Source organism: Pseudonocardia sp. N23 (assembly GCF_002583555.1).
Taxonomy (GTDB): Bacteria; Actinomycetota; Actinomycetes; order Mycobacteriales; family Pseudonocardiaceae; genus Pseudonocardia.
This window is the reverse complement of the sequence record NZ_BEGX01000106.1, coordinates 38,935-54,145: the sequence shown is the minus strand read 5'-3', so window position 1 is coordinate 54,145 and position 15,211 is coordinate 38,935. Positions and strand designations below refer to the sequence as shown.

General features: G+C 73.5%; 12 protein-coding genes. 3 read left to right on the top strand and 9 right to left on the bottom strand.

Annotated elements, in window-relative coordinates; translation table 11 throughout:
* Positions 1-102 precede the first annotated feature (102 nt).
* Positions 103-2,625 carry an intein-containing Rv2578c family radical SAM protein gene (locus TOK_RS33535; protein ID WP_216362075.1) on the bottom strand — a complete coding sequence of 841 codons (2,523 nt, stop codon included), beginning with the start codon at positions 2,623-2,625 and terminating at the stop codon, positions 103-105.
* Positions 2,626-2,701: 76 nt separating this feature from the next.
* On the opposite strand from TOK_RS33535, the gene TOK_RS23400 reads away from it, so the two are divergent.
* Positions 2,702-3,268: a gluconokinase gene (locus TOK_RS23400; protein ID WP_098960200.1), complete on the top strand. Its 567-nt coding sequence runs from the start codon at positions 2,702-2,704 to the stop codon at positions 3,266-3,268.
* A 518-nt stretch (positions 3,269-3,786) separates the two neighbouring features.
* Complete coding sequence (locus TOK_RS23395; protein WP_306305162.1) at positions 3,787-4,881, top strand: YibE/F family protein; 1,095 nt, start codon at positions 3,787-3,789, stop codon at positions 4,879-4,881.
* Here the strand turns inward: TOK_RS23395 and TOK_RS23390 are convergent.
* Genes TOK_RS23390 through TOK_RS23380 form a run of 3 tightly spaced genes read right to left on the bottom strand, consistent with a single transcriptional unit; the run spans position 4,823 to position 7,397 of the window.
* Complete coding sequence (locus TOK_RS23390) at positions 4,823-5,410, bottom strand: bifunctional 2-polyprenyl-6-hydroxyphenol methylase/3-demethylubiquinol 3-O-methyltransferase UbiG (RefSeq protein ID WP_098960145.1); 588 nt, start codon at positions 5,408-5,410, stop codon at positions 4,823-4,825. The genes TOK_RS23395 and TOK_RS23390 overlap by 59 nt on opposite strands.
* 5 nt (positions 5,411-5,415) lie before the next feature.
* Positions 5,416-6,711 (bottom strand): histidine--tRNA ligase, encoded by a 1,296-nt coding sequence (gene hisS, locus TOK_RS23385; RefSeq protein WP_098960144.1) that lies wholly within the window; start codon positions 6,709-6,711, stop codon positions 5,416-5,418.
* Entirely contained in the window at positions 6,708-7,397 is a 690-nt protein-coding gene (locus TOK_RS23380; RefSeq protein WP_098960143.1) for an MBL fold metallo-hydrolase, read from the bottom strand. The genes hisS and TOK_RS23380 overlap by 4 nt, the downstream gene beginning before the upstream one ends.
* Before the next feature lie 112 nt (positions 7,398-7,509).
* Here TOK_RS23380 and TOK_RS23375 point away from each other — a divergent pair, with 112 nt between their 5' ends.
* Positions 7,510-8,373, top strand: coding sequence for a peptidylprolyl isomerase (locus TOK_RS23375; RefSeq protein ID WP_098960142.1), 864 nt, complete (start codon positions 7,510-7,512; stop codon positions 8,371-8,373).
* 46 nt (positions 8,374-8,419) lie between these two features.
* Here the strand turns inward: TOK_RS23375 and TOK_RS23370 are convergent, their stop codons facing one another.
* The 5 genes from TOK_RS23370 to secD form a co-directional block, all read right to left on the bottom strand.
* A complete protein-coding gene (locus TOK_RS23370; protein WP_098960141.1) occupies positions 8,420-8,989 on the bottom strand; it encodes a transglycosylase family protein in 570 nt (189 codons plus the stop codon).
* A gap of 193 nt (positions 8,990-9,182) precedes the next feature.
* Positions 9,183-11,525 carry a bifunctional (p)ppGpp synthetase/guanosine-3',5'-bis(diphosphate) 3'-pyrophosphohydrolase gene (locus TOK_RS23365; RefSeq protein WP_253258583.1) on the bottom strand — a complete coding sequence of 781 codons (2,343 nt, stop codon included), beginning with the start codon at positions 11,523-11,525 and terminating at the stop codon, positions 9,183-9,185.
* Positions 11,526-11,587: 62 nt separating this feature from the next.
* Positions 11,588-12,136: an adenine phosphoribosyltransferase gene (locus TOK_RS23360; RefSeq protein ID WP_253258594.1), complete on the bottom strand. Its 549-nt coding sequence runs from the start codon at positions 12,134-12,136 to the stop codon at positions 11,588-11,590.
* A 5-nt stretch (positions 12,137-12,141) separates the two neighbouring features.
* A complete protein-coding gene (secF, locus tag TOK_RS23355; RefSeq protein WP_216362074.1) occupies positions 12,142-13,389 on the bottom strand; it encodes a protein translocase subunit SecF in 1,248 nt (415 codons plus the stop codon).
* Positions 13,390-13,420: 31 nt separating this feature from the next.
* Positions 13,421-15,187, bottom strand: coding sequence for a protein translocase subunit SecD (gene secD, locus TOK_RS23350; RefSeq protein ID WP_098960138.1), 1,767 nt, complete (start codon positions 15,185-15,187; stop codon positions 13,421-13,423).
* Positions 15,188-15,211 lie beyond the last annotated feature (24 nt).

The following is a 15,211-nucleotide window of genomic DNA, read 5'->3' as shown; positions in this document are numbered from 1 at the left end:
CCACACCGGCGTCGATCCGCGCGTCGTGCCCGGTCGCCCGTCCCGCGTCGGCTGCCGCCGAGGTCCGCACCGGCGGTGTCTGACGTTGCGCCGCAACGACTCTCACAGCATGCTCAGCTGCTCCCCGTCGCGCGGCGACACCGGGCGGCCAACGCCGGTACGGCGGGACGGATCGGGGCCGCCGGCGGGACCAGCGCTGTCGGAGGACCCGGGGCCGCCGAAGGAATCAGGGCTGTCGGAGGACCCGGGGCCGCCGAAGGAATCAGGGCTGCCGGAGCGATCAGGGCTGCCGGAGCGATCAGGGCTGCCGCGCAGCCGCATCGTCGTCACCGGCCGGTCGAGACCGTGACGGCGCAGCAGCGGCCCGACCCGCTCCCCGAGCGCGCGGCGGTAGTCGGCGTCGACATAGGCGCCCCGCCGGTACAGCCGCGCGTACTTCTCGACCAGCCCCGGATACTCCCTCGCGAGCCACTTCAGGAACCACTCCCGGGTGCCCGGCCGCAGGTGCAGGGCCATCACCGTCGCCCCGGTCGCTCCGGCCACTGCGATGCGTTCGAGGACCGCGTCGAGCGCCTCCGGGGAGTCGGTGAGCAGCGGCAGGACGGGCGCGACCATCACCCCACAGGACAGGCCGGCGTCGGTGATGCGGCGGACGAGGTCGAGCCGGGCCCGGGGAGTCGGTGCGCCCGGCTCCAGCCGGGAGTGGAGCTCCTCGTCGACGAGCGCGATCGAGACGCCGAGCCCGACCGGGACGTCGTCGGCCGCCGCGGCGATGTCGGGGAGGTCCCGGGTCAGGACGGTGCCCTTCGTGAGGACCGAGAACGGCGTCCCCGTGTCGGCGAGCGCCCGCAGGATTCCGGGCATCAGACGGTAGCGGCCCTCGGCCCGCTGGTAGGGGTCGGTGTTGGTGCCCATCGCCACCGGCTCGCGGCGCCACCGCGGCCTGCGCAGCTCGCGGTCGAGCACCCGCGCGGCGTTGACCTTGACGACGATCTGGCTGTCGAAGTCGGCGCCCGCGTCGAGGTCGAGATAGGTGTGAGTGTTGCGGGCGAAGCAGTTGTGGCTGATCACGCCCTCGGCGACGAAGTCGCCCGTGCCGGTGGTGATGTCGAACATCGGGCGCCGACCGCCCAGCGCCCGGACGCCGACGACCTGGGCACCGGCCGCCGCGACGAGGGCTCCGGCGATGTCGCGGACCGCGGCCGCGGTCGGGTCGACGCGGCCCACGAGGCGCGCGACGGTGCGGGCGTCCCCGGGCAGGATGGCCTCGGCCGTACCGCCCAGAGCAGGACCGGCCGGGACAGGGCCGGCCGGGACAGGCTCGACCGGGACGGGTCCGGCCGGGGCGAACCGCAGCCCCAGCCCCCGGCCCGCGGCGACCAGCTTCTCGACGAGCTCGCGACCACTCGCGCCGACGGCGCGCACGGCCAGACCCTCCGCGGTGCGGACGCCCGCCGCGTCGAGCACACCGGCGACGTATCCGGCACACCAGTCGAGCCCGGGCCGCAGCGGCCACCCGGCGGGACCGGCCACGTCGGGGACCGCGCCCGTACGGACGCCTCCGCCGGCCGGCAGCGGCACGCGCCGCGACTCCGCACCCTCGCGTCCCGGCCCGCGGGTCCTGCCCCGTGGGCCTGCCGCCGGTCGGGTGGGTGCGGGCGACCACACGCCCGGCTCGGACCGCATCCGGGTCCAGCGTCCCGCCGCCGCGGGCCGGACCGGCCCGGCGGCGGACGGACCGGTGCCGAGAACCCGCCCGACGAGGCCGCCCGGTTCCGGCGGACGAGCCGGACGCGCGCCGAGTGCACCGCCGCTCTCCGCAGCCACCACGACCGGTACATCGGACGCGTCGCCGGAGGCCTGTCCGGCCCCGGCGGCGATCCGAGCGGGCGACGCCCCGGGCTCCTGCTCCGCACCGGCCGCGACCATCCGGTGCACGCGGGCCAACGCCTCCAGCGGCAGGCGTTCCGACGGGAACGTCTCATCCGCCCGCGCCGCGGGATGCACCGCGTCGGCGCGGGTGATCCCGCACAGGTACCCGGCCCGGTAGCCGGGCGTCCACTCCGGCACCGCCATCGGCGCGCCCGGGCCGAGCAGGGTCTCCCCGGAACGCAGGTGCGGGCGCCGCCCGCTGCGGCACCATCCCGGCGCGACGTGGCGCCAGCCGCGCGAGGTGAGGAACCGGTGCTCGCCACTGGCGACCAGGCGTGTGCCGTCGCTCAGCTCGACCTCCCAGGCGTCCCGGTCGGTCTCCCAGTGCGCGAGCACCCGGGTACGCACGTACCTGCGAACCCCGTCCGGGCCCGTCTCGGTGCCGAGGACCGCGTCGCCCACCCCGAGCTCGGCGATGGGCCGCATGCGCCCGTCGGCGAGCAGGACGCGGGTGGCTCCGTCGAGGCAGTAGACGCAGGCGTGCGAGCAGCCGCGATAGGGGTTGACCGTCCACGAGAAGGGCATGGACAGGCCGCCCGGGACCCGGTTGAGCATCGACTTCGCCTCCACCTCGTGGAACACCGCTCCGGCGAACTCCGGTGTTCGTACGCTGCGCAGCAACCCACGCAGCCCCGGCAGCGCCGCATCGCCACCCACCCCGTCGTTCCCGACCTGCTGTCCGCTCCATCGCACGACGTGATTCGAACATGTGTTCGAACTGCTCGCAACCCGGCAGGACGCCCCGTCGCTGACCGTGCATCCTGAGCCGGTGAGCGGCGGCACGGGCGACAGCAGTTCGGTCGGCAACAGGACTGCCGGCAACGGAGCGGGGCACGTCACGACGACGCTCGTCGTCGCGGGGGTCTCGGGCTCCGGCAAGTCGACGATCGGCCGTGCGGTCGCCGAGCGGGCCGGCTGGGCGTTCGCCGAGGGTGACGACCTGCACCCCGAGGCGAACCGCCGCAAGATGGGCGCCGGTGTGCCGCTCGACGATTCGGACCGCTGGCCGTGGCTGCGCCGGGTCGCGGCCTGGATCGGCGCGCAGGAGCGGGCCGGGCGCTGCGCCGTCGTCACCTGCTCCGCGCTGTCCCGCCGCTACCGCGACCTCCTGCGCGAGGGCCATCCGTCGCTGCGTTTCGTCCTGCTGCAGGTCGACGGCGAGCTGCTCGAGGCGCGGCTGCGCGCCCGGACCGGGCACTTCATGCCGGCGTCGCTGCTGGCGAGCCAGCTCGCGGCGCTCGAACCGCTGGGCGCCGACGAGCCCGGCACGGTCGTCCCGGCAGGTGGCCCGGTCGACGCGGTGGTCGCCGCCGTACTGGCCGAGGCGCGAGCCTGACAGGACCGGCCGACACCACGCCCGGGCCGCGTTGGGAGGATGCGGGCGTGCCTCCGCCCGACGACCGTCGACGCCGCCCCGCGGCGCCCACGGCGAGCGGACCACGGCACCGCGCACCCGATGCCGAGCCGGAACCGGAGACGCCGGTCATCGGACTCCAGGCCGTCGCATCCCGCGCCGTACCGCCGGACCTCGCACCGGCGGCCGGCGCATCGCGGGACCCCGCCCCGCCCACCGCCGCGCCGGCGGACCTCGCACCACCGGACCCCGCACCGCCGGACCCCGCACCACCGGACCCGGTTCCGGCGGACCCCGCGGCGCCGCGGTCCACAGCGCGGCGCGGCAGCCGTACGCGCCCCGCGCCGGCTCGGGGCGCTCGCGGCCGGGACGGTGACATCGAGACCCGGGCGGAGCGCGACCGTCGACCCCGTCACCCCGCAGCCGCCGGTCACGGCCACAGCCACACCCCGGCCGGCCCGTCCGCCCGCCGGGTCCGCGTCGTCATCGCGGCGCTCCTGGTGCCGTGCGCGCTCGCGACGCTGGTCGGCCTGGTCGTACTGTGGCCGCGCGGCGGGCCGCCGCCGACGGTCCAGCAGCCCGGCACCCCGGTCGATGCGCAGGTCGTGGCCGCCCAGCGGGCAGACTGCTCCCCCGGCGACGGCACGAACGCCTGCCTCGGGCTGACCGTGCGGATGGAGGACGGCCCGCAACCGGGCCGCGACCTCGTCCAGATCCTGCCGGTCGAGCCGTCGACGCCGCGGTTCGCGGTCGGCGACGAGGTGGTACTGCAGTGGTCGGGCGCCGACCCGCTGGATCCGGGCTCCTACCAGGTCGTCGACTTCCAGCGCGGCCCACCGCTGATCTGGCTGGCGGTGCTGTTCGCGGCGGCGGTACTGGTACTGGGCCGGTGGCGTGGGCTGGCGGCGCTCGTCGCACTGGGCATGACGTTCGTCGTGCTGCTGATGTTCGTGCTGCCGTCGATCGTGTCGGGGCACGATCCGCTGGCGGTGGCGATCGTCGGGTCGTGCCTGGTGATGTTCGTGGTGCTGTACCTGACGCACGGGCTGTCGGCGCGTACCTCGACGGCGGTGCTGGGGACGTTGGCGTCGCTGGCGCTGATCGGGGTGCTGGGTGCGGTGTTCGCGGGCGCCGCCCGGCTGACCGGCCTCGACGACCAGACCGCGAACCTCATCGCGACGCTCGGCGCCCCGGTGGACGCCCGCGGCCTGCTGCTGGCCGGGTTCGTGATCGGCGCGCTCGGTGTGCTCGACGACGTCACCGTCACCCAGACCAGCGCGGTGTGGGAGCTCCGGGCGGCCGACCCCGACCTCACGGCAGCCGGACTGTTCACGGCAGCGATGCGGATCGGCCGCGACCACGTGTCGTCGGCGGTGAACACCCTGGTGCTGGCCTACGCGGGCGCGTCGCTGCCGCTGATGCTGATCTTCTCGGTGTCGGGTGACGGCCTCGGACACGTCCTGACGATCGGGGACGTGTCGACGGAGATCGTGCGGACGCTGGTGGGCAGCATCGGGCTGGTGGCGTCGGTGCCGATCACCACGGGGCTGGCCGCGCTGGTGGCGAGCCGGGAGCCACGCCCCACCGGCGCCTGATCGCGATCAGCGTCGCCTCGCCGTTGCCCTCCTCGTGCACGACCGTGGTCAGGCCGTCGAACGCCGCGGCCAGCTCACCGGGCCCGGCGCGGAAGGGGCCGGGCTCGTCGTCGACCGCGGAGAGCACGGTGAGGACGAGCAGACCGCCGGGCGCGAGAACCCGTGCGAACACCGGGTGGAGCCGCGGATCGCGGAAGCGCTGGCAGACGACGACGTCGTACGGCCCGGTGCACCCGGGCGGCAGGCCGGAGTCGAGGTCGCCCGCACGCCACGAGACGGCGGCACCGTTCGCCGCGGCCAGGGCCGCCCCCGACGCGAGCGCGACAGGCGACACGTCCACCGCGTCGACGACGAACCCCCGCAGCGCCAGCCAGACCGCGACGCTCCCCCGCCCGCAGGCCACGTCGAGCGCCCGGCCACCCGCGGGCAGCAGGCTCTCCCGGCCGCGTAGTGCGTCCGGCGGCGCCGGGGTGCCGACACCCGCGACGGAGTGCCGGGAGTCCCAGCGCTCCCGGTCGGCGTCCGCCACCGGCGTCAGGCCCCGACGCGCCCGACGACCGTGTCGACGACCGAGTCGAGCCCTACGGACTGCTGGTCACCGGAGGCGAGGTCCTTGACCCCGATCGTCCCGGCCTCGATGTCGCGCTCGCCCAGCACCAGCGCGAACCGCGCGCCCGACCGGTCGGCCGACTTCATCGCCCCCTTGAGCCCGCGGCCGCCGTAGGAGACGTCCACCCGGACGCCCGCCCGGCGGAGCGCGGCGGCGACGACGACCAGGCGGCTCAGCGCCTCCTCGCCCAGCGGCACGCAGAACACGTCGACGCGGGGGGCGTCGTCGATCGCGATGCCCTCGGCCCGGCAGGCCAGCAGCGTGCGGTCGACACCGATCCCGAACCCGACCCCCGACAGCGGCTGCCCGCCGAGGATCTCCATCAGCCCGTCGTAGCGGCCGCCGCCGCCGATCCCGGACTGGGCGCCGAGGCCGTCGTGGACGAACTCGAACGTCGTCTTCGTGTAGTAGTCGAGGCCGCGGACCATGCGCGGGTTCTCGACGTAGGCGACGCCGAGGTCGTCGAGGTGACGCTTCACCGCGGCGTGGTGCGCGGCCGACACCTCCGAGAGGTGGTCGACGAGCAGCGGCGCGTCGGCGAGCAGGGCCCGCACCTCGGGGCGCTTGTCGTCGAGCACGCGCAGCGGGTTGATCGCGGCGCGGTGGCGGGTGGCCTCGTCGAGCGGGAGGCCGGCGAGGAACTCCTGGAGCAGCTCCCGGTAGGCGGGCCGGCAGTCGGCGTCGCCCAGCGACGTGAGCTCCAGCCGGTAGCCGGTGAGCCCCAGCGAGCGGAAGCCCTCGTCGGCGACGGCGATGACCTCGGCGTCGAGTGCCGGGTCGTCGACGCCGATGGCCTCGACGCCGACCTGCTGCAGCTGACGGTAGCGGCCGGCCTGCGGGCGTTCGTAGCGGAAGAACGGACCCGCGTAGCGCAGCTTGACGGGCAGGCCCTGGCGGTCGAGGCCGTGCTCGATGACGGCGCGCACGACGCCTGCGGTGCCCTCGGGCCGCAGCGTCACGGAGCGGTCGCCGCGGTCGGCGAAGGAGTACATCTCCTTGCTGACGACGTCGGTCGACTCCCCCACGCCGCGGGCGTAGAGGCCGGTGTCCTCGAAGATCGGCAGCTCGATGTGGCCGTACCCGGCGCGGTCGGCGGCGCCGACGAGTGCGTCGCGGACCCGGACGAACCCGTCGGCCGGGAGATACTCCGGGATGCCCTTGGGGGCGGCGAAGGGCTGGACCCGCCCCGTCGCGGCGGCGCCTGTCGAGGTGGCGGTCACAGTCCCCTCCGTGCGGGCTGCTCGCCCAGGTCCTGCAGGAACGGGTTGGTGGCCCGCTCCCGCCCGATGGTGGTGGTCGGGCCGTGCCCGGGAAGCACGAACCCGGAGTCGTCACGGACGAGCAGCTTGTCGCGCACGCTGTCGAGCAGCTGCTGGTGCGACCCGCCCGGGAGGTCGGTGCGGCCGACGGAGCCTGCGAACAGCGTGTCGCCCGCGAGGATGACCTCGGTGCCGTCGTCGGACGGGGTGGTGAAGACGACCGATCCCCGGGTGTGGCCGGGGGTGTGGTCGACCCGCAGGGTCAGCCCGGCGAGCTCGAGGTCGGACCCGTCGGTGAGCAGCTCGACCGAACGCGGTTCCCGCAGCTCCAGGCGGCCGCCGAAGAGCGCGGCGGACTCCGCGGAGATCCCCTTCATCGGGTCGGCCAGCATGTCGCGGTCCTCGGGGTGGATCCACGCCGGGATGTCGTTGCCGTCGCAGACGGGGGCGACGCTGAAGGTGTGGTCGAAGTGCCCGTGGGTGAGCAGCACCGCGACGGGGGTCAGCCGATGCTCGGCGAGCAGCGCCTCGAGGGGCTCGACCGCGTCCTGCCCGGGGTCGACGACGATGCACGCCTCCCCGGCCTCGCGGGCGAGGACGTAGCAGTTGGTCTGGAAGGACCCGGCGGGAAAGCCTGCGACGAGCACGCGAACAGCCTAGACGCGCCCGCCCAGGTTCCTCTCAGGCACGGTGGATAGGCTCGCCGCCGCCTGCGGCGCCCGCAGGCGGCCGGAGTACCAGCCAGGAGGATGCACCGCGGTGGCGACGAACCAGATGCGACGTGAGGCGGCGAAACGCAAGCTCGCCAACCAGCAGAAGCGCCGGGCAGAACAGGCGAGGCGTCGCAGGCAGGTCGCCACGATCACGACGGCGGTCGTCGTCGTGGTGGTCGTCGTCGGCGTCGTACTGCTCACGACGATCGGGTCGGGCGGCGGGTCGAGCACGCCGTCGTCGACGGACCCGAGCAGCAGCGCGGCCGCCGCAGGGGTCACCCCCGACGCGATCCCGACGGCCGCGGTACCGCTGCCGACACGGCCCGACCCGTTCCCCGCGACCGTGTCGTGCGACTACAAGGCACAGGGCCAGCCGTCCAAGCCGGTGAACCCGCCGCCTGGCGCCGACGTCTCCGCGCGCGGCACTGTCGCGGTGAACCTGCAGACCAGCGCGGGGGCGATCCCGATGACGCTGTCGCGCGACCTCGCGCCGTGCGCGGTGAACAGCTTCGTGAGCCTCGCCCAGCAGGGCTGGTTCGACGGGTCGAGCTGTCATCGGCTCACCACGTCGGCGGGCCTGCAGGTGCTGCAGTGCGGCGACCCGACCGGCACCGGCACCGGCGGCCCCGGCTACCAGTTCGCCGACGAGGTGTTCCCGCAGCTCACCTACGGCCGCGGGCTGCTCGCGATGGCCAACGGCGGCCCCGACACCAACGGCAGCCAGTTCTTCATGATCTACGGCGACGCGCAGCTGCCGCCGAGCTACACGGTGTTCGGTGAGATCGACCCGGCCGGGCTGCAGGTGATCGACACGGTCGCGAAGGCCGGCAGCGACGGCTCGATGGAGCCCAGCCCGGGCGGCGGCAAGCCGATCACCCCGGTGACGATCGAGAAGGCCAGCGTCGCCTGACGGCTCCCGGTCCCCGGCATCGTCCGCCGGGGACCGGCCCGTCTCGTCAGCTGCCGACGCGGACCGGGGCAGCACCGTCCCAGGCGGCCTGCCAGGTCCGCGGACCGAGCTTGCCCGACGGGGTCAACCCGTTGGCGCGCTGCAGCTCCAGCACCGCGGTCCGGGTCTTCTCGTAGTAGCACCCGGTGCCCTGGAAGTCATAGCCCCAGCGGTTCATCTGCAGCTGCCAGACACGCAACGCCGGGTCACAGTCTCCCTGGACCCATACCTTCCCCGGCCACGCAGGCGGGCCGGCCGGGGCGGCGGGCGTGGTGCCCAGACCGAGGGTCCGCGCGCACGTCCACGGCTGCCAGCCGCGCTTGCGCCACAGCGCGAGCGCACGCTGGTCCTGTTCGGCCGGTGAGGCGTCGGACGGCAGGCCCGTCCCGCCGACGGAGCGCCAGGTCGGCAGGTCGAACTGGTAGGCGCCGTAGTGCCCGTTGTCGGCGACGACGTCGTAGCGGTTGCTCGACTCGCACATCCGCAGCCGCTCCCAGTCCGAGGCCGACGGGTCGGCCGACGCGGTACCCACGAACGTCGGGACGAGGAGCCCGATCCCGGCGACGAGCAGCAGCACGGACAGAAGCTTGACTACACGGCGTCGCCACAAGATCACGACGCGGAACAGTAGAGACGGCTCTCAGCACTCACAAGAGTTGCAATGCGCACCGTGCGTATGCATGCGCCACTTTCGTCACTCGTTCGAGTAGAGCCGTGTGGCCCCGCTGCGCCGGACGGTCGCCTGGACGGCCGGTGGCCCGGCCGGCCGGTCAGCCCGCGGACGTGACGCGGTAGACGTCGTAGACGCCCTCCACGTTGCGGACCGTGCGCAGCACGTGCCCGAGATGCTTCGGGTCGCCCATCTCGAAGCTGAACCGCGACACCGCGACCCGGTCCCGAGACGTCGTCACCGACGCCGAGAGGATGTTGACGCGCTCGTCGGCCAGCACCTTCGTCACGTCCGAGAGCAGCCGGTGCCTGTCGAGTGCCTCGACCTGGATCGCGACGAGGAAGACCGACCCGGGCGACACCGACCACGCCACGTCGAGCAGCCGCTCCTCGCGGCTCTGCAGGTCGTGCGCGTTGGTGCAGTCGGTGCGGTGGACGCTGATCCCGCCACCACGCGTCACGAAACCGAGGATGTCGTCGCCGGGCACGGGCGTGCAGCACCGCGCGAGCTTGGTGTACATGTCGCCCGCGGAGCTGCCGTCGGGGTTCACGACGGTCACGCCCGCGTCGCCGGTGGGCCTGCGCTGGCGGACCGTCGACGGAGTGGCCCGCTCGGCGAGCTCCTCCTCCGCGTCCTCGATCCCGCCCAGCAACGCCACCAGGCGCTGCACGACGTGGCGGGCACTCGCGTGCCCCTCCCCGACCGCGGCGTAGAGCCCGGACAGGTCGGGGAAGTGCAGCTCCCGCGACAGGGCCGCCATCGAGTCCGGCGAGGCGAGCCGCTGCAGCGGCATCCCGGTGCGCCGGGCCTCGCGGGTGATCGCGTCCTTGCCCGCCTCGATGGCCTCCTCGCGGCGCTCCTTGGCGAACCAGTGCTTGATCTTGGTCTTGGCCCGTGGCGACGCGGCGAACTGCAGCCAGTCGCGGCTGGGGCCGGCGGCCTCGGCCTTGGACGTGAAGATCTCGACGACGTCGCCGGACTCCAGGGTGCGTTCCAGCGCGACGAGACGGCCGTTGACCCGGGAGCCGATGCAACGGTTGCCGACCTCGGTGTGCACGGCGTAGGCGAGGTCGACCGGGGTCGACCCCGTCGGCAGCGTGACGACGTCGCCCTTCGGCGTGAAGACGAAGATCTCCTGCGATGCGAGGTCGAAGCGCAGCGACTCCAGGAAGTCCCCCGGGTCGGCGGCCTCACGCTGCCAGTCGAGCAGCTGGCGCATCCACGACATCTCGTCGATCTCGACGATGCCGTTGCCGCCCGCGGCGACGTTGGAGCCCTTGGTCTCCTTGTAGCGCCAGTGCGCGGCGATGCCGTACTCCGCGGTGCGGTGCATCTCCCGGGTGCGGATCTGGACCTCGAGGGGCTTGCCGTCGGGGCCGATCACGGTGGTGTGCAGCGACTGGTAGACCCCGAACCGGGGCTGGGCGATGTAGTCCTTGAACCGGCCCGGCATCGGCTGCCACAACGCGTGCACCATGCCCATCGCGGCGTAGCAGTCACGCACCTCGTCGACCAGCACCCGGACCCCGACGAGGTCGTGGATGTCGTCGAAGTCGCGGCCCTTGACGATCATCTTGCGGTAGATCGAGTAGTAGTGCTTCGGCCTGCCCTCGACGGTCGCGGCGATCCGCGCACCCTCGAGCTGCTGCATGACCTCGTCGATGACCTGCTTGAGGTAGGTGTCACGCGACGGCGCCCGGGTGGCGACCAGCCGCACGATCTCCTCGTACTTCTTGGGGTGCAGGATCGCGAACGACAGGTCCTCGAGCTCCCACTTGACCGTCGCCATGCCCAGGCGGTGCGCGAGCGGCGCCATCACCTCGAGGGTCTCGCGGGCCTTCTTCGCCTGCTTCTCCGGCGACAGGAACCGCATGGTGCGCATGTTGTGCAGCCGGTCCGACAGCTTGATGACCAGCACCCGTGGGTCCCGCGCCATGGCGACGACCATCTTGCGGATCGTCTCGGCCTCGGCGGCCGACCCGAACTCGACCTTGTCGAGCTTGGTGACGCCGTCGACCAGGTGCGCGACCTCGTCCCCGAAGTCGTCACGCAGCCGGTCGAGCGAGTAGTCGGTGTCCTCCACCGTGTCGTGCAGCAGCGCCGCGACCAGCGTCGTCGTGTCCATGCCCAGCTCGGCCAGGATGGTGGCGACGGCGAGCGGATGGGTGATGTACGGGTCGCCCGACTTGCGCTTCTGGTGCTCGTGCTTGGCCTCGGCGACGTCGTAGGCGTGCTGCAGCAGCCCGAGGTCGGCGTTGGGGTGCAGGGCCCGGTGGACCGTCGCCAGCGGCTCGAGGACCGGCTTGACGACCGCGACCCGCTGGGGGGTCATCCGGCGCGCGATCCGGGCGCGGACGCGGCGCGTCGCCGAAGGCTTCGTCACCGCCGTGCCGGGGCCCTCGGGACCGGGGACCGGCGGTGCGGCCGGCTGCAGATCCGTCATGCGCGCTCCACCTCGAGAAGGATAACCCTCGGCTCCGGGCCGGGCTCAGTACACCGGCACGCTCAGTACGTCATCAGCGCATGGACCTCGACGTCGCCCAGCCGCGCCCGCCCGCCGAGGGCTCCCAGCTCGACCAGGGCGCCGAACCCGGTGACGACGGCCCCCACGTCGGCCAGCAGCGCACAGGTCGCGGCCGCCGTCCCGCCGGTGGCCAGCACGTCGTCGACGACGAACACCCGCGCCCCGGCCTCCACGACATCCGCCGGCAGCTCCAGGGTGGCCTCGCCGTACTCGAGGGAGTAGCTGCGGCTCGCGGCGACCCGCGGCAGCTTGCCCGCCTTGCGCACCGGCACGACGCCGACACCCGCGACGACGGCCACCGCCGAGCCGATGAGGAACCCCCGCGCCTCGACCCCCGCGACCAGGTCGGCCTCGCCGACCAGCGCCGCGAGCTCGGTCGCGACGGTGGTCAGCGCCTGCCCGTCGGCGAGCACCGGGGTGATGTCACGGAACAGCACACCGGGCCCGGGAAAGTCCGGTACGTCACGGACCAGCGCCCTGACCTGGGCGAGCCGTTCCGCGGCCTCCTCGTCGTCGGTGCCAACGGGCAGCGCGGTCACCGGCGGCGCTGCTTGCCGGTCGGCTGTGCCGTCGGCCTGCCCGACTTGCCCGTCGGACGGCCGTTCCCACCGCCCCGGGGACCACGGCCCTGCGCCCGGGCGGACGTGCCCGCCGCGGCGGCGGCCGCACGTTCGCGGCGCAGCTCCCGGTCGATGGACTCGTCGTCGGTGGAGTCGTCGTCGCCGTCCGCGTCGGTCGCCCGGGCACCACCCGTGCGCGCCGCGCGGGCCCGGCGGGCCGCGACCCGCTCGGCCTGCTTGCGGAAGCGCGGGTCGCGCATCTTCAGGTCGACCAGCAGCGGCGTGGCCAGCATCAGCGAGGACAGCGCACCGGCGACGATGCCGACGAGCTGCACCAGCGCCAGGTCGGCCAGCGTGCCGACGCCGAGCAGCCCGACACCGACGACCATCAGGCCGAGCACCGGCAGCACCGCGATGAGCGAGGTGTTGATCGAGCGCATCAGCGTCTGGTTCAGCGCGAGGTTCGCCGCCTCGCCGTAGGTGCGCCGGGTCAGCCCGAGCAGGCCGCGGACGTTCTCCCGGACCTTGTCGAACACGACGACCGTGTCGTACAGGGAGAACCCGAGGATCGTGAGCAGCCCGATGACCGTGGCCGGGGTGACCTCGAAGCCGATGATCGAGTAGATGCCGGCCGTGACGATCACGTCGTGGACGAGCGCCACGAGCGCCGCGACGGCCATCGCACGTTCGAAGTAGAACGCCAGGAACAGCGTGACCAGCACCAGGAACACCGCGAGCGCGATGACCGCCTGGCGGGTGATCTGCCCACCCCAGATGCCGCTGACCGCGCTGTCGCTGATGGCCTGCGCCGACGGCCTGCCGTCGGGGCCGAGCGGCTGGAACTCCTGGTTCAGGGCGTCCTTGAGCGCGATCGTCCGAGCCTGGTCGAGCGGCTCGGACCGGAGCTGGATCGTCGCCGACGCACCCGTCCCCGCTGTCTGCACCGACGCCGGCTCCTCGCCGATGGTGCGCTGGTAGACGTCGGAGACCTGCTGGGTCGAGATCGGGCCGGTGGCGCCGGTGGCCGAGAACTGGATCTTCGTGCCGCCGGTGAAGTCGATCCCGAGGTTGAAGCCGCGGAGGACGATCGAGAGCAGGCAGATCAGCACCAGCGCACCGAAGGCGATGTACCAGACCTTGCGCTTGCCGACGATGTCGAACGCGCCCGTGCCGGTGTAGAGCCTGCTCAGCGTGCTTCCGCGCGTCGGCGCGGGCTTCTTCACGGTTTTCGTGGTCGTGTCCTGCGAGGCCACGTCAGGCCCCCTTCCCGGCCGTTGCGGCCGCACGCCGGCGTTCGGCGCCGATCGCGGCGACGCTGCCCAGCCCCGACAGGGCCGGGCTGGAGAACACCTTCGAGTTCGACGCCAGCGCGACGAGCGGGTGCGTCACCAGGAACACGACGACGAGGTCGAGCACCGTCGACATGCCGAGGGTGAACGCGAAGCCCTTCACCTGGCCGACGGCCAGGATGTAGAGCACCGCGGACGCCAGGAAGCTGACCGCGTCGGCCGACAGGATCGTGCGCCGGGCGCGGACCCAGCCGCGCGGCACCGCCGCCCGGAACGTCCGGCCCTCCCGCATCTCGTCCTTGAGTCTCTCGAAGAAGATGACGAACGAGTCCGCCGTGATGCCGATGGCCACGATGAACCCGGCGACGCCGGCGAGGTCGAGGGTGAGGCCCACCCATCTGCCGAGCAGCACCAGGACCGCGTAGACGACCAGCCCCGACAGGACCAGCGACAGGATCGTCAGCACGCCGAGGATGCGGTAGTAGAACAGGCAGTAGACGAACACCAGCGCGAGCCCGATGGCCCCGGCGATGAGACCCGCCTGCAACGACGCCGTGCCGAGGGTCGCCGAGATCGTCTCGGCCTGCGAGGACTGGAACGACAGCGGCAGCGACCCGTAGCGCAGGACACCGGCGAGGTCCTGGGCGCGTTGCTGGTTGAAGTTGCCGCTGACCTCGGTGGTCCCGAAGATCGGCTGGTTGATCGTCGGGGCGGACACGACCTGGCCGTCGAGGACGAAGGCCGCTGCCTTGCCGACGTTCTGGCTCGTGTAGTCCCCCCACGCCTGCGCGGCCGCCGACTTGAACGTCAGGCTGACCACCCAGTCGACGCTGTTCTGGTTCTGTCCGGCCTGGGCGCTGTCGATGTCGGTGCCCTCGATCAGCGTCTTGTCGAGGATGTACTTCGCCTGCTTGTCCTCGCTGCACGCGACGAGCGGCAGCGCCGGGTCGTCGTAGCCGAGCAGCGGGTCCTGCTTGGTGCAGTCCAGCGCCGCGAGGGCGGCCTGCAGTGTCGCCGGGTCGGTGCTCTGCCGGGTCGCCTTGGCCTGGTCGACCGCAGCCTTCAGGGCCGGGTCGACCGGCTCCGACGCAGCCGCGCCCGGGGCCGCGGGCGCGGCGGGGGCGGTCGTGCCCGGCGTCGGCGGCGGCGTCTGCTGAGCCGGACCGACGGCGGGGTCGCGCAGCGGCGTCGAGTACGAGACCGGCGCGATCGCACCGTGGGACGTGTCGAGCGCGCCGAGCCCCTGCGGCTGACCGGTGGCGGGAGCGCCCGGACCGGTGCCCGTGCCGCCCTGGTCGGCCGTCCCACCGGTGTCGCCCGGCGAGGTCGGCGTGCCGGCGCCGGGAAGAGTCGCCGCCGCGTCCTGCAGGACGGGGCGGATACGCAGCTGGGCCGTCTGGCCGAGCGACTTCGCCTCGTCACCACCGTCGCCCGGGACGGTGATGTTGATGTTCGTGCCGTCGAGGACGACCTCGGCGCCGCTCACACCGAGACCGTTCACCCGCCGTTCGATGATCTCCTGGGCCTGCACCAGCTGGTCGCGAGGCGGGTCCTCACCCGTCGTGGTCCGTGCCGTGAGCGTCACCTGGGTGCCGCCCTGCAGGTCGATCCCCAGCTTGGGGGTGGCCTTCCCGTCGCCGGTGAAGAACACCAGGGCGTACAGGATGACGACGATCCCGACGAAGGACGCCAGGTACCGCCAGGGGCGGATGCGCCCCGGGGTCGTTGCCACGTGCAGGTCTCCAGGAGGTAGCCG